The sequence below is a fragment of the Falsirhodobacter deserti genome, assembly GCF_004015795.1.
GTDB lineage: Bacteria > Pseudomonadota > Alphaproteobacteria > Rhodobacterales > Rhodobacteraceae > Falsirhodobacter > Falsirhodobacter deserti.
Map to the genome: position 1 here is coordinate 1990807 of NZ_ML137218.1, position 25892 is coordinate 2016698.

A 25892-nucleotide genomic window follows, 5' to 3' on the forward strand; every position below is an offset into this window, starting at 1 on the left:
GCAGAAAGGCGGAAGGAAGACCGATGACGGAAGTCGCAGACCAGCAGGATCCATCCCCGCGCAAGTCGCGCCTGCCCCTGATAACCGGCGCGGTTCTGGCCGTGACGCTGGGCGCTGCCGGATTCTATGCAGCCTATTCGGGGATGCTGCCACTGGCGCAGAAGGACGCGGGGGCGGTGGGGCTTCCGGCCCTGTCCTATGTCACTCTTGAACCGGTGCTCATCTCGCTTGGGGATGCGTCGGATCGCCAGCACCTGCGCTTCCGCGCCGAGCTGGAGGTTGCGCCCCAGCACAAGGCCGAGGTGGAACTTTTGCAGCCGCGCATTCTGGATGTGCTGAACAGCTATCTTCGCGCCGTATCTGTCGAGGATCTTGAAGATCCCGCCCATCTTGTGCGGCTGCGGGCGCAGATGCTGCGCCGCGTCCAGATCGTGACCGGCGAGGGCCGGGTGCGCGATCTTCTTGTGACCGAATTCGTATTGAACTGAAAGGAAGCGTCATGGACCTGATCACGGATGTGCTTCTGGGGGCTGGCGCACTTGGGGCTGCCTTCTATTGCTATATTCTTGGCCGCCGCCTGCGTGCCTTTTCAGAGCTTGAAGGCGGAATGGGCGGTGCCATTGCCGTGCTTTCGGCCCAGGTGGACGAGATGACGCGCGCGCTGGAAGCCGCCCGCGCCACCGCCGGCGATTCGGCCGACAAGCTGGAAGACCGCGTGGCCCGTGCCGAAGCGGCGGCGCAGCGGCTGGAACTGCTGCTTGCCTCGCTGCACGATCTGCCCACCGCCCCGCGCGAGGCTGCGGAATGAGCCGGCGGCGCGGACTTGGCGCGCTGGTGATTCTGGCGCTGTTCATGGGATCGGCCGGGGCGCTACGCCTTGGCGCGGGCGTCAGCACCGCACTGGCACGTGTTCCGGACCAATCTGCGCCGGCCATGCCCCCCGCGCCTGCGATCTGCCCCGAACCGCCCGCCGCACTGGCCGAGGCGCTGCGCCAACGCGAGGCGGAGGTTGAAATGCAGGAAGCGGCGCTGGCCGAACGGCTGGCTGCGCTTGATCTGGCCAATGCCGCGATCGACCGGCGGATGGAGGATCTTCAGCAGGCGGAAAGCAAGCTGTCCGAAACGCTGGCCGTCGCCGATGGTGCATCGGAAAAAGATCTTTCGCGCCTGACCAGCGTTTACGAGGCGATGCGCCCGAAGGACGCCGCCGCGCTTTTCACCGCGATGGATACCGACTTCGCCGCAGGCTTCATCGGCCGGATGCGCCCCGAAGCGGCAGGCGCGGTGCTGGCCGGAATGCCTTCTGAAAATGCCTATGCGATCAGCCTGCTGCTGGCCGGACGCAACGCCCTCGTTCCCAAGGAGTAAGCTTTATGCTGGGACTGATCGGAATCGCCGTCATCTTCGTCATGGTCTTTGGTGGCTTTGTTCTCGCGGGCGGCAAGCTGGGCGTCATTCTGCATGCGCTTCCCTATGAATTGGCGATGATCGGCGGCGCAGCCACCGGAGCCTTCCTGCTGGGCAATGACATGGCCACCGTGAAGGCCACGCTGCGTGATGTCGTGAAGGTGTTTCGCGGCACGCGTTGGAAGAACGACGATTATCGCGATCTTCTTTGCCTGTTGTTCGAACTGATCCGCATCGCCCGCGCCAATCCCGTCGCGTTGGAAGAACATATCGAAAACCCTGCCGACTCTTCTGTCTTTGCGCGGTACCCGCGCATTGTTGCCGATCACGAGGCGGTGGACCTGATCTGCGATACGCTGCGCGCCGGCTCCATGAACTATGACGATCCCCACCAGGTGGAGGAGGTTCTGGAAAAACGGATGGAGGCGAATGCTCATCACGCGATGACCACCAGCCACGCCCTGCAGACAATGGCCGATGCCTTGCCTGCCCTTGGCATCGTGGCCGCCGTTCTGGGCGTGATCAAGACCATGAGCGCCATCGACCAGCCCCCCGAGATTCTGGGCAGCATGATCGGCGGCGCACTTGTTGGCACCTTTCTGGGCGTGTTCCTTGCCTATGGCCTTGTCGGCCCGTTCGCCACGCGCCTGAAATCCATCGCCGAGGAGGACGGCCAGTTCTATGGCCTGATCCGCGAGGTGCTGGTGGCCAACCTGCACGCCCACCCGGCCAATATCTGCATCGAAGTCGGCCGCCAGAACACGCCGCACCACTTCCGGCCTGCCTTCAACGATCTGAACGCTGCCCTTCGCGGACTGAAGGAGGCAGCATGAAGAATGTTCTTGCCGCTGCACTTTGCGTGGCCGCTTCGGGCGCATGGGGGCAGGCAGTTACCGTTCATACGGGCGAACACAAAGGCTTCACGCGCCTCGCGATGGTGCTGCCTTCGCAGCAGGGCTGGCGCCTTGGCCGCACCGATGAGGGCTATGCACTGGCGCTGGACAAGCCGGTGGATCTGAACCTTTCCGGTGTCTGGCGCAGGATCGGCAAGCAGCGCATCAACGGGCTGTCGCACGATCAAGGCAGCAGCATGCTGCGGGTGGCGCTTGCCTGTTCGGCCTGCCACGCGACGGCGTTCGAGATGGAGCCCGGCCTCATCGTCGTGGATATCCGCGACGGCGACGCACCGGAAGGTTCGCGCTTCGAAGCGCGGCTGGTCGCGGACCGCCCCCGCCCGCGCCAGCCCGAACCGAAACAACGCGACGTGGTGGCGCTGCCGACTTCGCGGCCGGAGCGCGGCTATGACTGGACGACCCTGCCGCGCAACCCGGACGTGGCCCCACCCCCTCCCGCACTGGACGCCTTCCGCGATGCCGTTCTGCGCCAGCTGGCGGACGGTGCCGCACGCGGTGTCGTGGACATGGTGGAAAGCCTGCCTCCCGCCCCCGAGATGACGGCCCTGCCGCCACAGATGCGCGTGCAGCAGGAACCGGGCTTCGTTCCTGACCCCAAGCAACCCCTGACGGCCGAGGGGCGCATCTGCATCCCTGCCGAACGTCTCGACCTTGCAAGCTGGGGAACCGAGGCGCCGGTTTCGGAAGCGCTCGGCCTTGCCCGCAGCGGGCTGGAGGGCGAATTCGACGTTCCCGACACGGAAGCCGTGGACCGCGCTGTCCGTTATTATCTGCACCTTGGTTTCGGGGCGGAGGCGCGGCAGCTTGCGCAGGCCTATTCCCTTCCGGCCGAGGATCGCCGCCTGTATTCCGCCCTGTCCCGCATTCTGGACGGGGAGCCGGTGCCCGGCGGCCTTCTGGCACCGATGGCCGATTGCGATGGCCCCGCCGCCCTTTGGGCCTTGCTTGCATTGCCCGCCCCGCGTCCGGGGCAGCCGGAAAATGCAGGGGCCGCGCTGCAAGCCTTCACCGCCCTGCCCCAGCATCTTCGCCGGACCCTTGCGCCCTTGCTGCTCGAACGGCTTGAACGGCGGAAGGACACCGAGTCCATCCGCATCGTGCAGGACGCCTTGCTGCGGGCCGATCCCGACCCCGATCCCGAAACCCGTCTGCTCGTCGCGCGGCAGGCCACGGATGGGGAGGCCGATCTGGCCGCCCTTGCTGCCGAAGGCGGCCGCGGCTCTGCCGATGCGACCGTGGCACTGGCCGACCGGCGGCTGTCGGCGGGAACGCCCATCGACGCCCCGACGCTGGTGGCCCTGCAGGCGCTGGCGCAGGAACGTGACAGCGCGGCCCTGCGCCGGCTGGTGGTGCTGGGGCTGGCCTCCACGGGGGATTTCGAAGCCGCCTTCCGCGAGGTTGCGCATGCCCGTTCGGCCGCGGACGAGCTTTGGGGCTGGCTGGCGACCACGGGCGATGACAACACGCTTTTGCGCCATGCCGTCCTGCCCAAGGACGCCCCGCATCCTGCGCTGCCGCTTGCCACGCGGATCGCGCTGGCGGACCGACTGACCGATATCGGGCTGCCGGAGCTGGCCGTCCGGTGGCTCGGCGATGCTGCAACCCTTCCCGATGCGACCGAGGCCGAACGTCTGGCTGCCGCGCGGGCTGCCGTTGCAGATCGCAATGCGCCCGAGGTCGTGCGGCTTCTGGCAGGGCTGACGGGAAAGGACGCGGACGCGCTTCGCGCACGTGCGGATGCGCAGCCCAAACGCGCCCCCTCCCCCTCGGAAGCCTGGGCGCAGACGCAAGAGTTGCTGACGGTCGATCATCCCGAAGAAGGCCCGCTGGGGCATGGGCGCACCCTTGCCGCGCAGGCCGGGGATACCCGGGCACGGATCGAGGCGCTTCTGACCGGCACGCAGGTGCAACGGTAATGCTTGGGAAAGATTCAGACCCTACTCTGCCCGCAAAGGGCGGCGAAGCTGCGACAAACACGGGTGAAACCCATGAAGGCTTGGATATGGCTGATGATCGCGCTTGCGCTGCCGCAGGCGGCGCTCGCGGCGCGCGATCCGTCAATGCTGTGCGAACAAGCCGCCCGGATTGCCGCGCAGCGTGAAGGTGTTCCGCTGGACGTGATGCGCGCGCTGACCCTTACCGAAACCGGGCACCACCGCGACGGTGCGCTGCGCCCGTGGCCCTGGGCCATCAACCGCGGCGGAGAGGGGCACTGGTTCGAAACCGAAGCGGAAGCCTTTGCCTTCGCCACCAACACGCTGAGGCAAGGGGCGCGCAATTTCGACGTCGGCTGCTTCCAGTTGAACCACCGCTGGCATGCGAACGGGTTCAGTGATCTGCGCACCATGTTTGATCCGTTGGAAAACGCACTTTATGCCGCCCGCTTCCTGCGCCGGCAATATGACGCCACCGGCGACTGGACCCGCGCGGCGGGCGCTTATCATTCGCTGACGCCGGAACATGCCGCCCGCTATCGCACCCGTTTTGCCCAGCTTCGCGAAGGGCTGGATGCCGCACCGCAGGTCGGCCGCGCGGAACGGCAGAACAGCTTCCCCCTTTTGCGCGGCGGACGCGGCACGGCAGGGTCTCTGGTTCCGCTGGGCGGCCTTGGCATGCGCCTGATCGGAGATTGATATGACGGCACGCGCACTTTTCCAACCCACAGTTCTTCTGGCGCTGGCGCTGACAGCGGTTGTCGTGATGATGATCCTGCCCGTTCCAGCATGGATGCTGGATATCGGGCTGGCGGCCTCGTTCGCGCTGGCGATCCTGATGCTGACCGTGACGCTGTTCATCGAACGGCCGCTGGATTTTTCGGCCTTTCCGACGATCCTTCTCGCCTCGCTGATGCTGCGGCTCTCGCTCAACGTCAGCTCGACCAAGCTGATCATCGGGGAAGGGCATACCGGCACGGCTGCGGCCGGCCACGTGATCGAAGGCTTCGCCAATTTCATCATGGGCGGCAACATCCTGCTGGGTCTTGTGATCTTCTGCGTGCTGCTGATCGTCAACTTCATCGTCATCACCAAGGGCGCGGGCCGGATGGCCGAGGTGGGCGCCCGCTTCGCGCTGGACGGTATGCCCGGCAAGCAGCTTGCCATCGATGCCGACATGGCCGCCGGTGCGATCGATCACACCGAAGCCAAGGCACGACGAGAGCGGGAGCTGGACGAGACGAACTTCTTCGGCGCCCTGGACGGTGCATCGAAATTCGTGAAGGGCGATGCGGTGGCAGGGCTGCTGATCACGCTTCTGAACATCGTCGTCGGGCTGATCGTTGGCATCGTCATGCATGGCATGCCGGTGGAACGTGCCTTTGGCACCTATGCCATCCTGACGGTGGGCGACGGGCTGGTGGGGCAGATACCGGCGGTCCTGATCTCTATCGCGACGGCACTGCTGCTGACGCGCGGCGGCGCGAAAGGCGCCGCGGACGTTGCGTTTTTCCAGCAGCTCGGCCGTTACCCGGCAGCGCTTGGCACGGTGGCTGCCCTGATGGCGCTGTTCGCGCTGGTGCCGGGAATGCCGTTCCTGCCCTTCATCTGCGGCGCGGCGGCACTGGCGGCGGCGGCCTGGTTCGGCGCGCGCCGTCCGAAGGTGGATGACACGCCGATGGCGGAAGCACCGCCCCCGCAACGCTCCTTGGGCGACATTCTCGATTTCGACGATATCCATATCGAGTTTGCCTCGGATCTGGTGCCTATGGTTCTGGATCCGGCAACGGGGCTGGATGCACGCATCACCAACATGCGGACCCATGTTGCCAGCGCCTTCGGCCTGATCCTGCCCGAGATTCGGCTGACGGATGAAGCCGCCCTGCCCCCCGGCACCTATCGCATCCGCCTGCACGGGGTGGAACGGGCGCGCGACCTGCTGCACTCCGACCGCGCACTGGTCCTGCTGGCCGATGACATCGCTGCCCCTGCGGGCGAGGATGTGCGCGAGCCCGTATATGGCGCGCCGGCACGTTGGATCGCGCGCGACCGGCATGAGGATGCGGCGCTGTCTGGCCTGACCGTCGTCAGCCCTGCCGAGGTTCTGGCCACCCACCTGCTGGAGGTTCTGAAGGCCAACCTTGGCCGCCTGCTGACGCTGAAGGGCCTGCGCCGCCTGCTGGATGAATTCACCAACCTGTCCGACCCCGCGCGTGCCGCCGCCAACCGGCGCCTGCTGGATGAGCTGGTGCCAGACAAGGTGCCGGTCGATCTGCTTCTGGCCGTGATGCGCCTGCTGCTGGAGGAGCGTGTTTCCATCCGCAACCTTCCCCTGATCCTCGAATCGGTTTCGGAAGGGCGCAGCCTTGGCCCGGCAGAAGTGGTGGCCGAACATGTGCGCCAGCGGCTGGGGTTCCAGATGGTGGCCGAACTGCGTCGCCCCGACGGCACGATCCCCCTGATCCAGCTGGCGCAGGAATGGGAACAGACGTTCGCGCGCCACACGATGGAAGGCGGGCGCGACGTGGCCCTGCCCCCCGATGCGTTCAACCGCCTGGCCGCCGGATTGGCCGGCCAGTTGAACAAGGCGGCGGAAATGGGGTCGCATCCGGCCATCGTCACCTCGGCCCTGCGGCGGCGCTTCGTGCGGACGGTGGTGGCCGCCAAAGGCCTTGGCGCGCCGGTGCTGTCATATGACGAGATCGGAATGGACGCGCGGCCTTCCATGATTGGCGTGGTGCCACTTTGAACGACCTGATCGCCGTCCTGACCCAACTGACCGGAACTGCCGCCGAGATGTGGCAGCAGGCCTTCGCGGTCTTCCTGCGGATCGGTGCGGTGGCCGCGCTGATGCCCGGCTTTGGCGAACAATCCGTACCGCAGCGCGTGCGGCTGGGCGTGGCACTGGCTTTCACCGCCGTCGTCGCGCCGTCGGTTGACGTTCCGGTGCTGACACTTGGCGGATACGGGGCCGAGGTTGTGGCGGGGCTGGCGCTGGGCCTTGGGCTGCGGCTGCTGGTCATGGCGCTGCAAACGGCGGCGGCCATGGTGGCGCAGGCAAGTTCATTGTCGCAACTTCTGGGGGGCGCTGGCGAACCGCAACCGGCGATCGGCCATCTGCTGACGCTGGGCGGAATTGCCGTGGCGATGGCAGCCGGGTTGCATCTGCGGCTGGTGGAATTCCTGGTCCTCTCCTACCGCGCGATGCCGGCCGGCACCCTGCCCGACGCGGGAATGCTGGCCGAATGGGGCGTGGCGCAGGTGGCGCATGCCTTCTGGCTGGCCTTCGCGCTGGCTGCACCCTTTGTGGCAGGCTCGTTGATCTATAACGTTGCGCTTGGTGTCATCAACCGCGCGATGCCGCAGCTGATGGTGGCGATGATCGGTGCCCCCGCCCTCAGCCTTGGTGCGATGGCAATGCTGGCAATTGTTGTGCCGCTGGCGCTGGCCCTTTGGGTGGCAGCGCTGAACGGCTGGCTGGCGGATCCGTTCGGATGAGCGAGGAAGCCGCCGAAAAGGAACACGAGCCGACACAGCGAAAGCTGGACGAGGCGCGCAAGGAAGGCAACATTCCCCGTTCGGCCGATCTGACATGGGCGGCGGTCTGCGGCGGGTTCATTCTTGCGGCGATGACCGCCGGACCGAACGCACTGCGCGAGGCGGGCGAGGCGGCAGAGGTGCTGCTGGACCAGTCCGCCCGGCTCGCCCCCCTGATGGCCGAAGGCGCAAGCGCGCCACTGGGCGGGCTGATGCTTCGCCTTGGGGCAGCGCTTTGGCCCTTCGTGCTGATCCCCTTCGTGGCGGCGATCACTTCAGTGGCCCTGCAACGCAGCTTTCTGATCACGCCCTCCAAGCTGGCACCGAAGCTCTCGCGCATCTCCCCGCTGTCCAACGCCAAGAACAAGTTCGGGGCGGATGGCTTGTTCGAGTTTGGCAAAAGCTTCGTGAAGATGATCCTCACCGGCATCATCCTTGTCTGGTTCCTTGCCAGCCAGAAGGACCGGATCGTGGCGATGCTTTACCTTGATCCGGCGGTTGCCTTTGCAACCACGCTGGGCCTTGTGCTGCGGTTCCTGCTGGTGGTTCTGGCGCTGGCAGTGCTGATCGGCGGCACGGATTTCTTTTGGCAGCGGATGCAGCACATCAGGCGCAACCGCATGTCGCGACAAGAGGTTCTGGACGAACACAAGGGCGCCGAGGGCGATCCCCACATGAAGCAGCAGCGGCGCCAGCGCGGCATGGAAATCGCCATGAACAAGATGCTGACCGAGGTGGCGAAGGCCGATGTCGTGATGGTGAACCCGACGCATTATGCCGTGGCGCTGGCATGGGATCGGGCCAGCGGGCGGGCGCCGGTTTGCGTGGCCAAGGGGGTTGATGAAGTTGCCCGTCGCATCCGCGAACGCGCGGCCGAGGCGGGCGTGCCGGTGCATCGCGATCCGGCAACCACCCGTGTGCTGCATGCAAGCCTGGAGATCGGGGACGCGATCCATCCCGACCATTATCGCGCTGTCGCTGCCGCGATCCGCTTTGCAGATGCGATGCGCAAGAAAGCCAAGGAGCGGGAATGAAGCGCCTGAACCGGCTGTCGCAGATCGCGGATCTGCTGCTTGATGCGAAGCTTGTGAAACTGCGTGAGGCTGCCCGGGCGCGGGATGAAAGCCTTTCACATCTGGCAGCCTTGCAGCTGGCTGCGGCGCCCTCGGATGATCCGCTGCTCTTGGCCCGGGTTGCGGTGCGGTAGGAGGGGTGGGCAGATACACGCCGCGCTGCGATCAACGTGACGCTGGCGCGACAAACGGCCGAATGGATGGACGCGCAGGACGAGGCCCGCGCCGCCTTCGGCCGGGCGCAGGTTCTGGCCCGGCTGAAGGCACGGTGATCAGTTGTCCTGACGCATGATCTCCACGATCAGCACGTCGGATACCGTCGCACCCAGCACCTGCTGCGCCGCTTCAAGAAGCGATTTGCGCAACGTCACAAGGTTGGTGCCATCGGTGAAGCTTCCATCGAAGCCGCCGGTATTGGCATGATCGAACATCACCTGAAGGAAGCTGTCCCGCAGCTTCGGTTCGCGCAGATAGACATTGTCCGTTGCACCCACCTGCACCTCAAGACTGAGGGAGATGACGATCATCGATGTCACCCGCCCCTGCGACAGAAGCGGCACGACGAACTGGTTGCCCATCTTGATGTAATCATGCTTCGCCGAGATGTCGGGCGCCGCTGCGGGCTGCTCTTCCAGCTCTGCCTGCGGGGCGGGACGCAGGGCAATACCCGCCCCGACGCCGCCGCCAACGCCAATCAACACAAGAATGAGGGGGAGAAGTTTTTTCATCAGAATGGCAACACGATATCGGTGATCTGCTGGCCATAGCGGGGCTGCTGCACGTTCGTGATCTGCCCGCGCCCGCCATAGGCGATCTGCGCGCCGGCGATCTTGTCGTACGTCACCTCGTTCTGGCGGGAAATGTCGGCGGGGCGGACATAGCCCGTGACCTGCAATTCACGAAGTTCATAGTTCACGCGCACCTCCTGCCGGCCTTCGATCCGCAGAACCCCGTTCGGCAGTTCCTCCACCACGGTTGCGGCGATGCGCAGTTCAAGCTTTTCATTGCGCTTGGTCGATCCGTCGCCTTCATAGCTGTGGCTGGAAGAGGTGTTGACGGCACTGGCCATCGTTGCACCTTCGGGCAGCTTCCGGTCCAGCCGTTCCGGCAGGCCGAACAGCGAAGGCAGCTTCATCTCGTCTGATCCGCTGCGCGTCTGGCCGGATGTGTTCGACATCTCGGCCCGATCGTCAATCTCGATCACGACGGTCAGGATGTCGCCACGGCGTTCGGCGCGCCGATCGCTGAGCAGCGATGACCGCCCCCCCGTCCAAAGAGAGGAGGTTGAAGCCGGCGTTGCCTGCCGCACCGAATCCGGCATCGGCGTCGCGTAAAGCGCGTGATACTGATAGGTTTCCTGCTGGGGCGAAAAGGCGGGGGCCTTGCCCACCTGCGACAGCGGCCCGCAGGCAGTCAGGGTGGTCAGGCAAAGTATGGCGGCGCGCATGGGTTCCTCCTACAGGCCTGACTTCACGATCACCTGCCCGTTTTCGGACACGCGGCCGGACACGGTGGTGCGCGATTGCAGGTTCATGACGCGGATCACGTCCCCTGCCCCGCCCCGACCAAGGGCGCGGCCTTCGGTCAGGATCGACAAGCCCCCAGCGTAAAAGCTGAGCGGCACAAGCTGGTTGCGCGTGACGATGGCGGGCGGGCCGAGATCTTCGGCCTTGATCGGGCGGCCTGCATAAAGCGTCACCCGCGCTTCCATCCCGATGGCCAGACGCGGATCATCCAGCGCACCGGAAACGGTGCCGGGAACGGTTTTCACATCCTCGGCCGACAGCACGGTTTCTGCCCGCAGCGTTCGCCCTGCCAGCACCGTATCGGCACCTGCCGCGGCGGGCAGCAGCGCAAGGATCAGTGCGGCGGGGATCATTTGACCTGAACCGTGGCTGACAGGATTTCATCCGCCGCGCGGATCACCTTGGAATTCAACTCGTACGCCCGCTGCGCCTTGATCAGTTCGGTCACCTCGCGCACCGCATCGACAGAGCTGTCCTCAAGATAGCCCTGCCGCAGGGTGCCCAGGCCGTCTTCGCCGGGCAGGCCCTGGATGGGTGGGCCAGAGGCTTCGGTTTCAAGGAAGAGGTTGGATCCAGTCGCCTCCAACCCTTTTGCATTGGTGAAGTTCACCATGTTCAGCTGGCCAAGAAGCTGCGGCTGCACCTGAGCGGAAAAATAAGCGTAAACCTCGCCATCGGCGTTGATGGACAGGCTGTTGGCATCGTCCGGAATGGTGATGCCCGGGGCAACCTCGTGCCCGTCGGCATTCACGATCAACCCGTCGGCGGACCGCTTCAGCGCACCATCGCGGGTATAGGCGGCGGCACCGTTGGGCAGCGTCACTTCCAGATAACCAGCACCTTCGATGGCGACATCCAGATCGCCGCCGGTTTGCGAAAGCGAGCCCTGCGCCAGAACCACGGAAACCGAAGAAGGGCGCACCCCCATTCCAAGCTGGACGCCCGTGGGAAGCATCGTACCATCTTCGGCCGCGATGGTGCCTGGGCGGGCGATCTGCTGGTAATGCAGGTCGGCAAAATCGGCGCGACGTGCGTTGTAGCCGGTCGTCGACATGTTGGCGAGGTTATTGGACACGGTATCCACGCGCATCTGCTGCGCGGCCATGCCCGAGGCGGCGATCTGAAGGGCGTTCATGGCAGCTCCTACTGGCCGAGGGTCTGGATTGCGGTGCGGAGGCGGTCATCCTCACGATCAAGGAAGCTCTGCCCCATCTCGTAGGCGCGCTGGACCTCGATCATGCAGGCAATCTCACCGATCGGATCGACGTTCGAATCTTCCAGTGCACCTTGAATGATTGTTCCCGCTTCGGTCGGTTCGGTCGCATCCGCGGCAAAAAGGGTGCCGCTTTCGTGGCGCAGGCTGTTCGGATCGGCGGGTTGCCACAGCCCGATGCGCGCCAGTGGCTGACCGCCCGCGGAAAGCGAGCCGTCCAGCGCTACAGCGACCGGCCCCGCATCCGGCGGCACGAAAACCGGTGCGCCGCCATCATCCAGCAGCGGATGGCCATCGGGGTTGACCAGCAGCCCTTCGGGCGATGGGGTGAAGCTGCCGGCGCGGGTCAGCCGCTCCCCCTCAGGGGTTTGCACGGCGAAGAAACCTTCGCCCTGGATTGCAAAATCGAAGCTGCCGCCCGTTGTCGTGATCCCGCCCTGCGACAGGTCGATCTGGCGGACGCTTGCGTTTGCCATCGACAAGGACGGCGCATCGTCCAGCTTGCGGACGAATTCGGAAAACCCAACGCCTTCGCGCCGGAAACCGGTGGTGGAGATGTTGGCGACGTTGTTTGCAACAGCCTGCATCTCTCGCATCAGGCCTGCTTGCCGCGTCAGCGTGGTATAGCCGCTTGCATCCATTTCACTGCCCCGCGATCCGGGGAAGCACCCCGTCATGAAAGAATGAGACCAGCGTTGCGGTCATGAAGCTCATCGAGACCCAGAACACGGCAAGCATCGCCGCCACCTTGGGCACGAAAGTCAGCGTCATCTCCTGGACCGAGGTCAGTGCCTGGAACAGGCCGATGATCAGGCCGGCAACCAGCGCCACGGCCAGAAGCGGGGCGGAGATCTGCACCGCGATCCACAAGGCCTGACGCAGAATGTCGAAGATTACGCCTTCGTCCAGCATCAGACGGGCATCCGCAGGATGTCCTGATATGCCTCGACCACCTTGTCGCGCACGGTCACGGCCGTTTCCACTGCCAACTCCGACGCGGAAAGGGCCTGCACAAGGGCATGCGGAGCGGCACCGCCCGTCATGGCGGCGGCTGCGGTTTGTTCGCCCTGTTGCAGGGTCTTTGCAAAATCGCCTGCCACGCGGAACAGGCCATTGCCGTCAGGCTCTGTCGCGGGGCGGGATTTCAGATAGCCCTGCGCGGCGAAGGATGCGGTGATTTCCATTCTGGAACCTCTTTATCGGCGAAGAAGATCGAACAGGCTTTGCGTCATCTGCCGCGCCTGATCGAACATGCGAAGGTTTGCCTCGTAGCTGCGCTGCGCTTCCCGTGCGTCGGCGATTTCCATCACCATGTCGACGTTGGAGCCGTCGTAATGACCGGTCGCGTCAGCAAGCGGATTCGAGGGATCATAGACCCGGGTCAGATCGCTGCGATCAAGGCGAACGGGGCCTGGCGTCACGCCGCCATTCATCGCCTCGCCGAAGCTGATCGTTTTGCGATGATAGCCGGGGGTGTCGGCGTTCGCGATGTTCTCGGACACGTGCCGCAGCCGCTGGGTTTGCGCCGTCATGCCCGAAGCGGAAATCGAAAGGCTGCCAAGAAGATCGCTCATCCCCGCCTCCCCAGGCTGGCCCGCAGAATGTCGGATGAGGCGCGGTAGATCGACAGCGCCAGATCATGTTCCTGCCGGATCTGGGCCGCGCGAACCATTTCCTGATCCAGCGATACCGTGTTGCCGTTCGGATCAGCCCCTAGGGGGGACTGGACGATTTGCGCCTGCCCCTGCGATCCGCCGACATGGGCCGCGCGCGTGGCACGCATCGCCCCTGCCTCGCGGAAGCTGTCGGCGAAACTGCCCATATCCAGCGCCTTGAAGCCGGGCGTATCGGCGTTGGCGATGTTGCGCGACACCAGAACCTGACGCGATCCTGCGTGATCCGCCAAGGCATGTGCCATTTTTACGATCTTCAAACTTTCGAACATCGGGGCTTCTCCCTCGACCACTTTCATCAAGGCTTAAGGGTGATTCCTTTAGAAACGGTAAGCGAACGAAAAAGGAACCGTCATGCAGTCTCCCTTTCAGGCCCTGGGCACAAAGATCGAAGGCATCACCGCTGTTCGCCGCGTCGGGCGCATCGCTGCGCTGGGCGGCGGAACGCTGCGGGTGACGGGGCTTTCGGATATCGCGGCGCTGGGCGACCGCGTTGCCATCTCGGGCCGGTTCGGCGGGGAGGTGGTGGAAATCGGCACCGACACCCTGACCGTCATCTGCGACGAGGCGATCGAGGGGCTGGCCCTTCAGGACCGGGTGGAGCTTGAGGGCGCGATGAGCGTGGCACCTGATGACAGCTGGATCGGCCGCGTCATCGATCCGCTTGGCCGCCCGCTGGACGGCCGCCCGCTGCTGCCGGGGCCGCATGCGCGCAGCCTTCGGGCGGCCCCGCCGCAGCCCGCTGAACGTCGCGCGATGGGTGACCGCTTGGCCACGGGAATGGCCGCCTTCGACACGCTTCTGCCACTGGTGCGCGGGCAGCGGATCGGTCTTTTCGCCGGCTCGGGCGTTGGGAAATCCACATTGCTTGCCGGCTTTGCGCGGGGGGTTCAGGCCGACATCGTCGTCATCGCGCTGATCGGGGAACGGGGGCGGGAGTTGCGTGAATTCGTTGAAACAGTGCTGGGGCCGGAAGGCATGGCGCGCGCGGTCGTCATTGCTGCCACCTCGGACCGGTCGGCCCCGGTCCGGCGGCGCTGCGCCCTGACCGCAATGACGGTGGCCGAGCATTTTCGTGATCGCGGGCATCATGTGCTGCTTCTGGCGGACTCCATCACCCGCTTCGCCGAAGCGCATCGCGAAATGGCAGTTGCGGCCGGCGAAGCCGCCAGCCTGCGCGGGTATCCCCCATCCACCAGCCATGCGATCATGTCGCTTGCCGAGCGGGCCGGTCCGGGAACCGAGGGTGCTGGCGACATCACCGCCGTCTTCAGCGTGCTTGTCGCAGGGTCGGACATGGAAGAGCCGGTGGCAGATATCCTGCGCGGCACCATTGACGGGCATGTTGTTCTGGATCGCGCCATTGCCGAACGTGGCCGCTTTCCCGCGATCGACATCCTCCGCTCTGTTTCGCGCAGCCTTCCTGCGGCCGCCACTGCCGAACAGAACGCCATGATCGGGCGCGCAAGGCAGATCATGGGCACATGGGACAAGGCCGAGATGATGGTTCAGGCGGGACTTTATGCCAAGGGATCGGACCCGCAGGTTGATCTGGCGGTGCGCCTCTGGCCGAAGCTGGACGCGTTCCTGGCCGAACGTTCGACCGGTGTCACCCATGCCTTCCAGCGGCTGGAGGCGTGCCTGCGTTAGGCCAGAAGCGACAGGATTCCGCCAGCCGATCCGTTGGACTGGAAAAGCTGCAAGACCGGCGATTGTGCCGCGGCCGAGTTGTTGATCTGCGACATCGTCAGGAACCGCTTGATCAGCGTGTCCATCTTTTCAGGATCTTCAAGCGCGGAAAGGGAGTCGGTTCCCAGCAGGGACTGCATCTTGTCCTGCATCTGGCGCACCTGCTGGTCCAGATCGATGGCCGCAAAGGAAGAGGGCAGGCCAAAGGCCGTCTGGAACACATTGCGCAACGGGCTGGACCCCAGAACCGTGTACCACTTGGTCGTATCGCTGGAGCTTTTACCGGCAAGTGTCGCCAATTCCCGCTCTGCGTTCAGGGCCAGCCGCATGTCGTTGTTCTGTTCCCCCACCGCCAGTTCGAACTGGCGGTCGGAAAAACGGGAAAGGATCTTGTCGGCGAAACCCGCTTCCTTCGTGGCGCCGACCTTGAAATCGAAAGCTTCCGCCATCGTGGCATAGCTTTTGTCCGACAGGCGGTTGGCGAGGGCGGATTTTTCTTCCGTCCCTTCCTCCAGAACCTTGCGGATGAAGAACCTGCTGTTGATTTCATCATCCAGCCCGAAGGCGCCCAGCGCGACCTTCAGCAGGCGGCGGTCGGAAACCAGCTCCTCGGCCGAGGTGATGGAGCCGATCTTTTCGCGGAAATAATCCTCGTCCCGCTGAAGTTCGGGGGACGCATCGAAGGCCGCCTTCTGGCTGTCCATCGTGCGTTGCAGGAAGGTCCAGCCGCCATAGCCGGCCATGGGGATGATGGGGGTGAAGCTCATCCCACTTGCGCGGCCAGCAGCCGCTCCTCTCGTGGCAGCAGGGCGCGCAGAACCTTAAGCGCGGGATAAAACTGCCCTTGCAAAACAGCAGCGGTCGCCTGTGTCAGCAGGCTGCGGCTGTCGTGGTCGGTCAGAACCTGGCTCAGTTGTTCGATGCCCGAAAGAAGCTGCTTACGGCCTTCGGCCGGCTCCGCATCACCGGAAAGAACAAGCTGCGCGATATAGCAAACGCGGCGCACGGGCGTGTCGGCCTGATCGGGGCGGATCGCATCGCGCATCCGCAGGATATGCGCGTTCGGCGTTTTCACGGCCAGTTTTGCGCGCCTGTCGCCGTTTTCGATGACCACGCCGTTGATCAGGACGCGTTCGTTGGGGCCAAGCTTCAGCACAAGGCCGGTCACGCTGCGGGCCCTCCGCGAAGACCGCGCATGACCGAGGTGTTGATTTCGATCAGCACATCAAGCCCGGCCTCTTTTTTCAGAGCCTTGGGCGTGTGCTGCATGGTGAACCGGTAAAGCGAAAGCAGTTGCGCTTTCAACTGATCGGGCAACGCATTGTTCGGCTGGCTCAGGTCAGCGGCCAGAGCGGTCCAAAGGCGCTGGTTGTCGTGCAAGGCTCGCACATAGGACGCGAAGGCGGTGTCACGCTGCGAGGGGGCTGCGGTCAGCGCGCGCGTGACGCGGGCGAAGACATCGTACTCGACGCTGCGTTCGCAGCGAAGCGGTGCGTCGGTGCGGGCATAGGCGTGGGGGTGATAGGCGTTCAATCCGGCTTCTCCCGATCGAAGTCAAATGTGGGGCCGGATGTTCACCCGGCCCCGTGTTCAGCTTAGCGGAACAGGGACATGATGCTTTGCGGCGACTGGTTGGCGATCGAAAGCGCCTGCACCCCCAGCTGCTGCTGCACCTGAAGCGCCTGCAGTCGCGCCGATGCTTCTTCCATGTCGGCATCGACCATCGCGCCGATACCCGACTTCAGGTTGTCCGTCAGCTTGCTGACGAAGTTCGACTGGGTTTCGATCTGGTTCTGGGCCGTACCAAAGGCAGAAGCGGCGTCGACGGAGGTCTTGATCAGCCCCTCGATCGCTTTCATCGCGCCCTCGGCGTCGGTGGTCACGTCCAGCGACGCCATGTCAGCCAGACCACCACGCTTCACGTTCATGTCGATGTCGAACGTATCGGTCGTGCTCGAGTTGGTGATCTCGTTGTCCGCCGCGCTGTACGTCAGGGTAGTGAAGCCAGCGTCGGTCAGCGCCCCGTTGATGCCGTCTTCGACCGCATCTGCGTCGTCACCGGCAGCAATGGTGTAGGTGACGGACTTGTCGCCCACCTTGATCTCGACAACGTCGCCTTCGATGATGCCGCTTGTGTCGCTTGCATCGGCGGATGCGTCATCAGCAGCAAGCGCGTCTGCGCCACCCTGGAAGGTCAGCGCTGCCACGGTAACCGCACCGTCATTGGTGCCATCATTGATCGCAACCGTCTGCACCTCGCCATCGGCGATGGACAGCGAACGAAGGTCAACGGTCGAAACGTCGATGTTCGCGGCCTTGACGTTGCCATTGATGTCGCGGTCCAACGAGGACAGGACCTTCATCGGGCTTTCGGTGCTGCCGTCCACAAGGTTGCGGCCATTGAACTGGGCCGAGCCGACAACGGAACTGACCTGCTTTTTCAGCGCATCGATATCGGCTTGGATCTTTTCCTTGGAGCTGGCATCAACGCCGTCACCCTGGGCTTGGGTGATCTTGTCCTTCATTTGCGTCAGCAGGTCGGTCACGGTTTCCGCAGCATCACGCGCAACGGCAACAGTCGACTTGCCAACAGCAAGGCCTTCCGAAATCTTTTTGAAGCCCGTCACGTCGGCTTCCATCGTCTTGGAGATCGCCCACACAGCGGCGTTGTCCTTGGCGCTACCGACAGATTTCCCCGTAGAGATCTCACTCTGCACCTGGCTGAGGTTGCTGTTGATGCCCTTCAGCGTTTGAAGGGCAACCATCGCGCTGGAGTTGGTCAGGATCGAAGACATCTTTTTATTCCCTTGTCGCCACGCAGTTTCACGTGGCCTTTGCCGCCTTCAAAGCAGCGATAAACGGGCTTCTACCCTGCGACCGGCGGGAACCGTCGCGCCGCCCCTACCGTGGGGCGCAGGACCGTTCTGCCCCCGGAATCTTAAGGAGGACCTAATGGCGCAGGACCAAGTAATTCGGATTTGAATCAACTCAGACACGCCGGGCAAGCGAGGTGCTTCCACCCGTGTCGTGGCGCTGGCCCTGGCCGTCATAGGTGACCAGGCGGTCGCCCTTGCGGCCCATGGCCCGGATCTCGGCCAGGCGCCAGCGCGCTGCGCGAACGCCATCCGCCGCAGCCTGAAGCCGGGGGCCCAGATCCCGCGCCAGCACCTGCACGGCGGCGGCATCCTCGCGCCGGATCAGGGCAATTTCCGCCTCCAGCTGCGCGGTGCAGGCGGTGACGGTTTCCAGATCGCCGGCAGACAGGGCCGCGCCGATCCGTTCCAGAAGAACAAGCGCCGTCATTCCGCACCCCCCATGGCGCGATAAAGCCGTTCCGTCAGCCCGATGCCGCCGCTTTGTACGAGGGCCTTCGCCTGTTCCTCGCGCAGGAACGAAGCGAACTGCTCCTCCCCTATGCCGCCCGAGAAGCCTTCCGTTGCAGCATCAAGGCCCGCATGGCCCAGCATCTCGGTCAGGAAGGCGGTTTCAAGTTGCGCTGCCTTTTCCCGCAACCTGTCGGGCTGTTGCGCGACGGGGTGGGAGTGAATTGATGTGATCATAGGGCCTCCTGCAATTTGGTGCAGTTTGGCGGAACGCGGTAAAGAAAGCGGTAATGGTCACCATGGCAGAAAGCCGTCAAAGGAGACCGCCGCGCAATGCATGTCCTGAATATATCAAACGGGCTACCGTCCCTGCAGCCGGCGGCAGCGCTGGTTGCCCCCGTTCTGCCGGTTGCCCCGTTCACGCTGGATCTGCCCAAGGGGGCCATCGTTCTGCCACAGCCTGAAGCCGCCCTTCCCCTTGCCGAGGGTGAGGTGCCAGCCGCCACGGAGATGCTTGCGAAGACAGAGCCCGCTCCCGACACCCACCTGACGCCAGAGGGCGAGGGGATCTTGGACGCGCTGGCGGTTGAACCGGATGCTCTTGGACCGGCAAAGATGCCAGCCAAACCGGACGCTACGTTGCCGGCAGCATTGCCGGATCAGGGCATGCCGGAAACCACAGCCGAACCGGAAGCGCCGGCCGGCCCCGCTCCGGCCATAGCGGATGGTCCGGTAACGACAATACCCCGCAAGGCGGAGCCAGTGGCGAACAAAGCCGAAGCCGCCGAGCCCGAGGAGGTTTCCGCCGACGCCGAAGCGACGGACACGCCGCCCGCCGCAGTTTCGCTGTCCGAGATGGTCTGGCGACTGCCCGAACAGCAGGCGTCGCCTGAGTCTCCGACCCGCCGCACCGTCATGCAAGGGGCCGCGCCTGTTCCGTCCGGTCCGGCTGTCATGACGCCGCCAGACCCCGTGCAGCCAGACCCCGTGCAGGCGGAAACGAAGGCGGCCAAGGCAGATATGCCAGTGCCGGACGTGGAGGGGCCCGCCCCAACGCCGGTCGGTACCGCGGTGCAGCCGGATGCCCTGCAAACGCAGGACGCCCCGCCCCCGCCCGACGAGATGGCTGGACGCAAGGCAGAGGCCCCGCCCCCACCAGCCGCGCCCGGCCCCGAAACCAGCGCGCAGGATGCCCCCCGCCGCGCCGCTGCCGAGGTGGTGCAGGACAGTCTGCAAAGGCTGGTCCAGAAGGACAGCGCCGAAGACCATCAGGGCCGTGTGCAGGTGACGCTGCACCGCGAGGGGGAGGATTGGCGCGTGGTGGTCAGCGCCGACAATCCCGAAACACTGGACCTGATGCGCCGCCATGCGGACATGCTTCAGCAGGATCTGGCGCGTCAGGGATTCGCGGGGGCACAGCTGGACTTCTCGGAATGGGTCGATGGGGAACAGGACGCACAAGAACAACAGCAGCAGGATGCGCCGCCACTCAAAGCCGGCAGCGCCACCTATGTCGCCCGCACCGGCCCTTCCGAATCGACCGGACTCGATCTTCGCCTATAGGAACGCAACATGAGCATCACACCCGCCGCATCCGGTTTGAAGCCGGACACCAACTATCAAACCTTTCTGACGATGCTGACCACGCAGATGCGGAATCAGGATCCGACCTCGCCCATGGAATCCAGCGATTTTGCAGTGCAGCTTGCCACCTTTTCCGGGGTGGAACAGCAGACGCGCACGAACGAGCTGATCGAAGGGCTGGGCGCGAAGCTGGACGCGCTGACGCTGTCGGATCTGTCCAGCTGGCTGGGGGCACAGGCGCTGGTGGATGCGCCGGTTCCGGTGGATGGCAGCACGATCACGCTTTTTCCCGAGACGGCCGCCAATGCCGATGGCGCGGTTCTGGTGGTCAAGGATGCCTCGGGCAAGGTTGTCAGCCGCACCGACATCGCGCCGGGCGCGCAAAGCGTGGAATGGGTGCCGGCGGATCAGGCCGGAACCCCGCTGACGGCAGGGCGGTATACCTTGGGCGTCGAAAGCTATCTTGGCCAGACGATGATCTCGACCGGTCCAGCCCGCCATTACGCCACAGTGGCCGAAGCGCGCAACGATGCGAGCGGCACGATCCTGGTGATGAAAGGCGGGGCTGAGGTTCCCGCAGGCCAGGTGGCCGCGCTGAAGCGCTAGATCAGCGCGCCCAGCGCCACCCCTGCCAGTGCGATAACCGCCCCCGCCACCATCCAGTTCAGGCGCGAGGGGGGGCGGACAACCACGGTGGTTTCCTGCCGATCGCGGATCAGCCGGTCTTCCACCAGGTCGGGCAGGCGCGGGCCGAAGCGGGCCAGAACCCGTGCCGTCCGTGCCAGATCGCGGATCGCGGCGCGGGGGCCGACATTCTCGCGGATGTATGCCTCCACCACCGGGCGGGCGACCTGCCAGATATTGATGTGGGGATCAAGGGAGCGGGCCACCCCTTCGACAACCACCATCGTACGTTGCAGCAGGATCAGCTCGGTCCGGGTTTGCATCCCGAAACGCTCCGTCACCTCGAACAGGTAGGACAGCAGCCGCGCCATGGAGATGTGGGAGGCGTCCATGCCGAAGATCGGTTCCCCGATCACGCGCAGGGCACGGGCGAATTCGTCGATGTCGCGGTCGCGCGGGACATAGCCCGCCTCGAAATGGACCTCTGCCACACGGCGGTAATCGCGGCGGATGAAACCATACAGGATTTCGGCATAAACGCGGCGGGTATAGGGATCGAGCCGCCCCATGATCCCGAAGTCATAGGCGACCACGGCACCGTCCGGTGCCACCTTCAGGTTGCCGTGATGCATGTCGGCATGGAACAGCCCGTCGCGCAGCGCGTGGTTCAGGAACAGTTGCAGCACGCGGTCGCCGATCACCACCCGGTCATGCCCCGCCGCATCCAGCGCTGCCGTATCGGCAAGGCTGATGCCGTCCACCCAGTCCATCGTCATGACGGTGCGGCCCGACAGGTTCCAGATCGGCGCAGGGACGCGGAAGCCCTGATCATTGGCGGTGTTCACCGCAAATTCCCCAGCTGCGGCCGCTTCCAGCCGCAGGTCCAGTTCCCCCGTCACGACGCCGTCGAAATGGCGCACGACGTCCATCGGGCGCAGGCGGCGCGAAAACGGCAAAAGCGCCTCCACGATGCGCGCCCCGGTATAGAATGCGTCCACATCCACGCGGAATGCCCGCTCGATTCCCGGACGAAGGACCTTCACGGCAACCTCGCGCCCGTCGGCCAGACGTGCGTGATGCCCCTGCGCGATGGAAGCGGCAGCCACGGGCTCGGAGAAGTCCGTGAATGCGGCAATCGCGCCGGTGCCCAGTTCCGCCTCGATCTGCTGCTTGGCGAGGACGGTGGGGAATGGCGGAAGCCGGTCCTGAAGATAGCGCAGTTGCAGTGCCAGATCGCCCCCCACGATATCGGGGCGGGTCGAAAGGATCTGCCCGAACTTGATATAGGCAGGCCCCAGCGCTGTGATGGCCCGCACCACGGGCGGCAAGGCCGGATCGCCCTTCAGCCCCAGCCATGTGAAGGGCCAGGCCAGCAGATGCGCCACCAGACGCAGCCGTGCCGGCGCTTCGGCCTGTTGCAGGATCACGGGCAGCGCGCCGGTGCGCTGGAACGTGGCGAGCGTGCGGATCAGCCGCAGGATGTTATGCGGACCCCTCAATTCAGACCTTCCAGCCGGAATGCAGCGCGGCAATGCCCATGGACAGGTTGCGATAGTTCACCAGATCAAACCCCGCCTTGCGGATCATGCCGGCGAAGGTTTCCTGATCGGGGAACTTGCGGATCGATTCCACCAGATACTGGTAGCTGTCACGGTCCCCCGTCACCAGCTTGCCCATCGGCGGGATGACGTTGAAGCTGTAAAGATCATAGGCCTTCTGCATGGCCGGATTGGGAAGCTGGCTGAATTCCAGCACCATCAGGCGCCCGCCGGGACGCAGGACGCGATATGCCTCGTTCAGGGCGTCCTGCACGCGGGTTACGTTCCGGATGCCGAAGCTGATGGTATACACGTCGAAGCTGCTAGAGGGGAGCGGCAGCGCCATCGCGTCACCAACCACCCAATCCAGCCGCTCGGCCATGTCGGCGGCGTCGGCGCGCTGGCGGCCCGCCACCAGCATCGATTCGGTCATGTCCAGCACAACCGCCTTCGACCCCTTGGCCCGTTTCAGGAAGCGGAAGGCGATGTCGCCCGTGCCACCGGCCACATCCAGAAGGCGCTGACCAGGACGCGGGGCCAGCCAGTCCATCATCGCGTCCTTCCACAGGCGGTGCACACCCGCGGACATCAGGTCGTTCATCACGTCATAGCGCGAGGCGACCGAAGAGAAGACGCCATGCACGAGGCCCGCCTTCTCGGTCTCATCCACGGTGCGAAAGCCGAAATGGGTGGTCCTGTCGCTCATCTGCGCCCTCCGTCATTTGGGACTTGGGTATATGCTGCGGGGCCGAAGGAAAACCGCTTTGTGCCCCACGCCCCGCACATATATAGCGATGCGCCGGAGGTCGCCCATGCCAGAATTGCCCGAAGTCGAAACTGTCCGCCGCGGGCTGGAGCCCGCGATGACCGGGCATGTCATCACGAAGGCCGATGTGAACCGCCCCGGCCTGCGCTGGCCCTTCCCGCCGGACATGGCCGCGCGGCTGACCGGCGCGCGGGTGCTGGGGCTGCGGCGGCGGTCGAAATACATCCTTGCCGATCTGGATACGGGGGAATCGCTTCTGGTCCATCTTGGGATGACCGGGCGGATGCTGGTTTCGGGAATCATGGTGGGGGAGTTTCATTACGACCACCCCGCCCCCGAAAAGCACGACCACGTGGTGCTGAGGATGGAAACGGGGGCAAAGGTCACCTTCAATGAGGCGCGCCGCTTCGGCGCGATGGACCTGCTGCCCACGGGTGGCAGCCATCCGCTTCTGGCCTCGCTCGGGCCCGAGCCGCTGGGGAACGCCTTCGACGCGTCCTACCTGGCGGGGAGGCTGGCGGGGCGGAAGATGCCGGTTAAATCGGCGCTGCTGGACCAGAGAATCGTTGCCGGCCTTGGCAACATCTATGTCTGCGAAGCGCTGTTCCGGGCCCGCATCGATCCGCGCCGGCTGGCAGGCAGCCTGACGGGGGAAGAAACCGCGCGGCTGGTGCCCGTCATCCGCGACGTTCTGGACGAGGCGATCGCCGCGGGCGGATCCTCCTTGCGCGATTATCGCCAGACAGGCGGGGAACTTGGCTACTTCCAGCACAGCTTCCGCGTTTACGGCCGCGAAGGCGCGCCCTGCCCCGAATGCGGCACGCCGGTCGCCCGGATCGTGCAGGCGGGGCGGTCCACATTCTGGTGCCCGTCCTGCCAAACGGGTTGACTTCGAGCCGACTCGGGCATAAAGACCCGGCTTCAAGATTAGAACCCCGACAGAACCGGAAACCCGACCTATGGCAAACACGCCCCAGTCCAAGAAGCGCGCCCGGCAGTCCGAGGCCCGCTATGCCGTGAACAAGGCGCGCCGTTCGCGGATCCGCACCTTCCTGCGCAAAGTTGAAGAGGCCATCGCATCCGGCGACCAGGCCGCAGCCGCCGAAGCCCTCCGCGCCGCCCAGCCTGAACTGGCACGTGGCACGACCAAGGGCGTGGTGCACAAGAACACCGCAGCCCGCAAGATCTCGCGCCTCTCGTCGCGCGTGAAAGCTCTGGGCGCAGCAGCCTAATCTGCTGAAAATTAAGCGAAAATGGCGCGCCTTATGGCGCGCTTTTTTATTGGTCAAGCCTGTTTCGGCAGGCGCGATACACGTTCCGGATTCGGCCCAGCCATTTCTTCGTCAACAGCAAAGTTCGGTTGCGGAGCCCTCCGATACGGGGCTAGCGTCTCAGGGCGATTCACTTGTCCTGGGGGACATGACGCGATCGCATCCTGTTGCAGCCCGGCTGCCAAACCGTCGCCTCGCGCGACCAGGGCTGCCTGCAGGATGCGATCTTCACAAGGCTAGATAGGGTGCCACTGCGGCACTTTGCGATTCGGTCGCGGGAAGGATTTTCCCGCGCCGATCATCTTGTCGTTAAGGCCACCGGCATTGCCGGCTGGTCGTCCTCCGCGGCTTGCCGTCCTTCGGGGCGGGGTGAACAAGATGATAACCGGGCGGGAAGCCCGCGCGGTGATGGAGCGGTCAGGACCACGATGACAAACGACATTTGGACGAAGTTGCGCGAAGACCTGCTGCTTCATGTCGGCCGGAACAACTATGTCACGTGGATCGAGCCGCTGAAGCTGACGCGTCTGGCCGAGGGCCGGGCTGAATTCGAGGTGCCGACCTCGTTCTTCGGCAACTGGGTGCAGCGCAACTTTGCCGACCAGATCCGCCATCGCCTGATCGAGGCGGGCCAGGACGTCTCTCGCGTGGATTTCTGCGTTGCGCGTGGCGCGGCCCCTGCCCCCGCGGCAGCGACGGCCCCCGTGCGTCCGGCAGCCGCCGCACGCCCGTCGCCCGTGCGCACCCCGGCGCGCGAGGATGATCTGACCTCTGCCCCGCTGGATGCCCGCTTCACCTTTGACAGTTTCGTCGTCGGCAAGCCGAACGCATTGGCCCATGCCGCCGCCCGCCGCGTGGCCGAGGGTGGCCCCGTGACCTTCAATCCGCTGTTCCTGTATGGCGGCGTGGGTCTGGGCAAGACGCACCTGATGCATGCCATCGCGCACGAACTGCAGTTGCGCCAGCCGCATCTGCGCGTGCTGTATCTTTCGGCCGAACAGTTCATGTACCGCTTCGTGCAGGCCCTGCGCGAACGCCAGATCATGGATTTCAAGGAAATGTTCCGCAGCGTCGACGTCCTGATGGTCGATGACGTGCAGTTCATCGCCGGCAAGGATTCCACGCAGGAAGAGTTCTTCCACACCTTCAACGCGCTGGTGGACCAGAACAAGCAGATCGTGATCTCCGCCGATCGCGCCCCGGGTGAGATCAAGGACATGGAGGACCGCATCAAGTCCCGCCTGCAATGCGGGCTGGTGGTGGACCTGCACCCGACCGATTACGAACTGCGCCTTGGCGTGTTGCAGCAGAAGGCCGAAGCCTATCGCCGCCAGATGGGCGATCTGGTCATCGCCGACGGCGTGCTGGAATTCCTGGCCCATCGCATCACCACCAACGTCCGTGTTCTGGAAGGCGCGCTGACGCGTCTGTTCGCCTTTGCCAATCTTGTGGGGCGTCCGGTCACGCTGGAGGTGACGCAGGAATGCCTGTCGGACATCCTTCGCGCCAGCGACCGCAAGGTCACGATCGAGGAAATCCAGCGCAAGGTCGCCGAACACTACAACGTCCGCCTGTCCGACATGATCGGGCCCAAGCGCGTTCGCACCATTGCCCGCCCGCGCCAGGTGGCGATGTATCTGGCAAAGCAACTGACCCCGCGTTCCCTGCCCGAGATCGGGCGCCGTTTCGGCGGGCGCGACCACACCACCATCATGCATGGCGTGAAGAAGGTGGAAGAGCTGATGTCCACCGATTCGCAGCTGGCAGATGACCTTCAGATGCTGCGGCGGCTGCTTCAGGGCTGACCTTGACGCCCGCCC

General features: G+C 64.8%; 33 protein-coding genes. 16 read left to right on the top strand and 17 right to left on the bottom strand.

Translation table 11 applies throughout. The features are described from left to right. Positions 1 to 23 precede the first annotated feature (23 nt). The 10 genes from JX25_RS10095 to JX25_RS14865 all read left to right on the top strand — a co-directional run bounded on the left by JX25_RS10095 (position 24) and on the right by JX25_RS14865 (position 8999). The gene (locus JX25_RS10095) at positions 24 to 488 is read left to right on the top strand and encodes a flagellar basal body-associated FliL family protein (RefSeq protein ID WP_128254862.1); all 465 of its coding nucleotides are present in this window, start codon (positions 24 to 26) and stop codon (positions 486 to 488) included. Between the two features lie 11 nt (positions 489 to 499). Then, positions 500 to 808: a DUF6468 domain-containing protein gene (locus JX25_RS10100; protein ID WP_128254863.1), complete on the top strand. Its 309-nt coding sequence runs from the start codon at positions 500 to 502 to the stop codon at positions 806 to 808. Continuing rightward, positions 805 to 1368, top strand: coding sequence for a MotE family protein (locus tag JX25_RS10105; protein WP_128254864.1), 564 nt, complete (start codon positions 805 to 807; stop codon positions 1366 to 1368). The genes JX25_RS10100 and JX25_RS10105 overlap by 4 nt, the downstream gene beginning before the upstream one ends. A 5-nt stretch (positions 1369 to 1373) precedes the next feature. After that, positions 1374 to 2240 carry a flagellar motor stator protein MotA gene (gene motA, locus JX25_RS10110; RefSeq protein ID WP_128254865.1) on the top strand — a complete coding sequence of 289 codons (867 nt, stop codon included), beginning with the start codon at positions 1374 to 1376 and terminating at the stop codon, positions 2238 to 2240. Continuing rightward, positions 2237 to 4237, top strand: coding sequence for a hypothetical protein (locus JX25_RS10115; RefSeq protein WP_128254866.1), 2001 nt, complete (start codon positions 2237 to 2239; stop codon positions 4235 to 4237). The genes motA and JX25_RS10115 overlap by 4 nt, the downstream gene beginning before the upstream one ends. A 72-nt stretch (positions 4238 to 4309) precedes the next feature. Continuing rightward, positions 4310 to 4954: a transglycosylase SLT domain-containing protein gene (locus JX25_RS10120; protein WP_128254867.1), complete on the top strand. Its 645-nt coding sequence runs from the start codon at positions 4310 to 4312 to the stop codon at positions 4952 to 4954. A gap of 1 nt (position 4955) precedes the next feature. Further along, a complete protein-coding gene (gene flhA / locus JX25_RS10125) occupies positions 4956 to 7004 on the top strand; it encodes a flagellar biosynthesis protein FlhA (protein WP_128254868.1) in 2049 nt (682 codons plus the stop codon). Beyond that, positions 7001 to 7753 carry a flagellar biosynthetic protein FliR gene (locus JX25_RS10130; protein ID WP_421780669.1) on the top strand — a complete coding sequence of 251 codons (753 nt, stop codon included), beginning with the start codon at positions 7001 to 7003 and terminating at the stop codon, positions 7751 to 7753. Before flhA ends, JX25_RS10130 begins: the two co-directional genes overlap by 4 nt. Next, positions 7750 to 8826 carry an EscU/YscU/HrcU family type III secretion system export apparatus switch protein gene (locus JX25_RS10135; protein ID WP_128254869.1) on the top strand — a complete coding sequence of 359 codons (1077 nt, stop codon included), beginning with the start codon at positions 7750 to 7752 and terminating at the stop codon, positions 8824 to 8826. Before JX25_RS10130 ends, JX25_RS10135 begins: the two co-directional genes overlap by 4 nt. Beyond that, on the top strand, positions 8823 to 8999 hold the full coding sequence (locus JX25_RS14865) for a hypothetical protein (RefSeq protein ID WP_164876109.1): 177 nt from the start codon (positions 8823 to 8825) through the stop codon (positions 8997 to 8999). The genes JX25_RS10135 and JX25_RS14865 overlap by 4 nt, the downstream gene beginning before the upstream one ends. A gap of 138 nt (positions 9000 to 9137) precedes the next feature. Here the strand turns inward: JX25_RS14865 and JX25_RS10140 are convergent, their stop codons facing one another. From JX25_RS10140 to JX25_RS10180, 9 genes are read right to left on the bottom strand one after another with little or no spacing between them, the layout of a single operon-like run. Beyond that, on the bottom strand, positions 9138 to 9593 hold the full coding sequence (locus tag JX25_RS10140) for a flagellar basal body-associated FliL family protein (protein WP_128254870.1): 456 nt from the start codon (positions 9591 to 9593) through the stop codon (positions 9138 to 9140). Next, entirely contained in the window at positions 9593 to 10312 is a 720-nt protein-coding gene (gene flgH / locus JX25_RS10145; RefSeq protein WP_128254871.1) for a flagellar basal body L-ring protein FlgH, read from the bottom strand. The genes JX25_RS10140 and flgH overlap by 1 nt, the downstream gene beginning before the upstream one ends. 9 nt (positions 10313 to 10321) lie before the next feature. Continuing rightward, positions 10322 to 10744: a flagellar basal body P-ring formation chaperone FlgA gene (gene flgA / locus JX25_RS10150; protein WP_128254872.1), complete on the bottom strand. Its 423-nt coding sequence runs from the start codon at positions 10742 to 10744 to the stop codon at positions 10322 to 10324. Beyond that, entirely contained in the window at positions 10741 to 11526 is a 786-nt protein-coding gene (gene flgG, locus JX25_RS10155) for a flagellar basal-body rod protein FlgG (RefSeq protein ID WP_128254873.1), read from the bottom strand. Before flgG ends, flgA begins: the two co-directional genes overlap by 4 nt. 8 nt (positions 11527 to 11534) lie before the next feature. Next, positions 11535 to 12245, bottom strand: coding sequence for a flagellar hook-basal body complex protein (locus JX25_RS10160; RefSeq protein ID WP_128254874.1), 711 nt, complete (start codon positions 12243 to 12245; stop codon positions 11535 to 11537). A 1-nt stretch (position 12246) separates the two neighbouring features. After that, a complete protein-coding gene (locus JX25_RS10165) occupies positions 12247 to 12516 on the bottom strand; it encodes a flagellar biosynthetic protein FliQ (RefSeq protein WP_421780674.1) in 270 nt (89 codons plus the stop codon). Beyond that, positions 12516 to 12788 (bottom strand): flagellar hook-basal body complex protein FliE, encoded by a 273-nt coding sequence (fliE, locus tag JX25_RS10170; protein WP_128254875.1) that lies wholly within the window; start codon positions 12786 to 12788, stop codon positions 12516 to 12518. Before fliE ends, JX25_RS10165 begins: the two co-directional genes overlap by 1 nt. A 12-nt stretch (positions 12789 to 12800) precedes the next feature. Then, positions 12801 to 13178 (bottom strand): flagellar basal body rod protein FlgC, encoded by a 378-nt coding sequence (flgC, locus tag JX25_RS10175; protein ID WP_128254876.1) that lies wholly within the window; start codon positions 13176 to 13178, stop codon positions 12801 to 12803. After that, the gene (locus JX25_RS10180; RefSeq protein WP_206611547.1) at positions 13175 to 13549 is read right to left on the bottom strand and encodes a FlgB family protein; all 375 of its coding nucleotides are present in this window, start codon (positions 13547 to 13549) and stop codon (positions 13175 to 13177) included. The genes flgC and JX25_RS10180 overlap by 4 nt, the downstream gene beginning before the upstream one ends. 82 nt (positions 13550 to 13631) lie before the next feature. Here JX25_RS10180 and JX25_RS10185 point away from each other — a divergent pair, with 82 nt between their 5' ends. Further along, a complete protein-coding gene (locus JX25_RS10185) occupies positions 13632 to 14927 on the top strand; it encodes a FliI/YscN family ATPase (RefSeq protein WP_128254878.1) in 1296 nt (431 codons plus the stop codon). Here the strand turns inward: JX25_RS10185 and JX25_RS10190 are convergent. The 6 genes from JX25_RS10190 to JX25_RS10215 all read right to left on the bottom strand — a co-directional run bounded on the left by JX25_RS10190 (position 14924) and on the right by JX25_RS10215 (position 18526). Continuing rightward, positions 14924 to 15733, bottom strand: a complete 810-nt coding sequence (locus tag JX25_RS10190; protein ID WP_128254879.1) for a DUF1217 domain-containing protein — start codon at positions 15731 to 15733, stop codon at positions 14924 to 14926. The genes JX25_RS10185 and JX25_RS10190 overlap by 4 nt on opposite strands. Next, positions 15730 to 16134 carry a flagellar biosynthesis repressor FlbT gene (gene flbT, locus JX25_RS10195; RefSeq protein WP_128254880.1) on the bottom strand — a complete coding sequence of 135 codons (405 nt, stop codon included), beginning with the start codon at positions 16132 to 16134 and terminating at the stop codon, positions 15730 to 15732. The genes JX25_RS10190 and flbT overlap by 4 nt, the downstream gene beginning before the upstream one ends. After that, positions 16131 to 16499, bottom strand: coding sequence for a flagellar biosynthesis regulator FlaF (flaF, locus tag JX25_RS10200; RefSeq protein ID WP_128254881.1), 369 nt, complete (start codon positions 16497 to 16499; stop codon positions 16131 to 16133). The genes flbT and flaF overlap by 4 nt, the downstream gene beginning before the upstream one ends. A 62-nt stretch (positions 16500 to 16561) precedes the next feature. Continuing rightward, a complete protein-coding gene (locus JX25_RS10205) occupies positions 16562 to 17761 on the bottom strand; it encodes a flagellin (protein ID WP_128254882.1) in 1200 nt (399 codons plus the stop codon). A 193-nt stretch (positions 17762 to 17954) separates the two neighbouring features. Next, positions 17955 to 18269, bottom strand: a complete 315-nt coding sequence (locus JX25_RS10210; protein ID WP_128254883.1) for a hypothetical protein — start codon at positions 18267 to 18269, stop codon at positions 17955 to 17957. After that, positions 18266 to 18526 carry a rod-binding protein gene (locus JX25_RS10215; RefSeq protein ID WP_128254884.1) on the bottom strand — a complete coding sequence of 87 codons (261 nt, stop codon included), beginning with the start codon at positions 18524 to 18526 and terminating at the stop codon, positions 18266 to 18268. Before JX25_RS10215 ends, JX25_RS10210 begins: the two co-directional genes overlap by 4 nt. Before the next feature lie 96 nt (positions 18527 to 18622). On the opposite strand from JX25_RS10215, the gene JX25_RS10220 reads away from it, so the two are divergent. Both JX25_RS10220 and JX25_RS10225 read left to right on the top strand, forming a co-directional pair. Beyond that, entirely contained in the window at positions 18623 to 19852 is a 1230-nt protein-coding gene (locus tag JX25_RS10220) for a flagellar hook-length control protein FliK (RefSeq protein WP_128254885.1), read from the top strand. Between the two features lie 9 nt (positions 19853 to 19861). Next, the gene (locus JX25_RS10225) at positions 19862 to 20479 is read left to right on the top strand and encodes a flagellar hook capping FlgD N-terminal domain-containing protein (RefSeq protein WP_128254886.1); all 618 of its coding nucleotides are present in this window, start codon (positions 19862 to 19864) and stop codon (positions 20477 to 20479) included. Here the strand turns inward: JX25_RS10225 and ubiB are convergent. After that, positions 20476 to 21996, bottom strand: a complete 1521-nt coding sequence (ubiB, locus tag JX25_RS10230) for a 2-polyprenylphenol 6-hydroxylase (RefSeq protein ID WP_128254887.1) — start codon at positions 21994 to 21996, stop codon at positions 20476 to 20478. The genes JX25_RS10225 and ubiB overlap by 4 nt on opposite strands. Before the next feature lies 1 nt (position 21997). Then, positions 21998 to 22741, bottom strand: a complete 744-nt coding sequence (ubiE, locus tag JX25_RS10235; RefSeq protein ID WP_128254888.1) for a bifunctional demethylmenaquinone methyltransferase/2-methoxy-6-polyprenyl-1,4-benzoquinol methylase UbiE — start codon at positions 22739 to 22741, stop codon at positions 21998 to 22000. 106 nt (positions 22742 to 22847) lie between these two features. On the opposite strand from ubiE, the gene mutM reads away from it, so the two are divergent. From mutM to dnaA, 3 genes are all read left to right on the top strand, one after another. After that, the gene (gene mutM, locus JX25_RS10240; RefSeq protein ID WP_128254889.1) at positions 22848 to 23690 is read left to right on the top strand and encodes a bifunctional DNA-formamidopyrimidine glycosylase/DNA-(apurinic or apyrimidinic site) lyase; all 843 of its coding nucleotides are present in this window, start codon (positions 22848 to 22850) and stop codon (positions 23688 to 23690) included. Positions 23691 to 23760: 70 nt separating this feature from the next. Next, the gene (rpsT, locus tag JX25_RS10245) at positions 23761 to 24033 is read left to right on the top strand and encodes a 30S ribosomal protein S20 (protein ID WP_128254890.1); all 273 of its coding nucleotides are present in this window, start codon (positions 23761 to 23763) and stop codon (positions 24031 to 24033) included. A 467-nt stretch (positions 24034 to 24500) separates the two neighbouring features. Next, entirely contained in the window at positions 24501 to 25877 is a 1377-nt protein-coding gene (gene dnaA, locus JX25_RS10250; RefSeq protein ID WP_128254891.1) for a chromosomal replication initiator protein DnaA, read from the top strand. Positions 25878 to 25892: the final 15 nt, after the last annotated feature.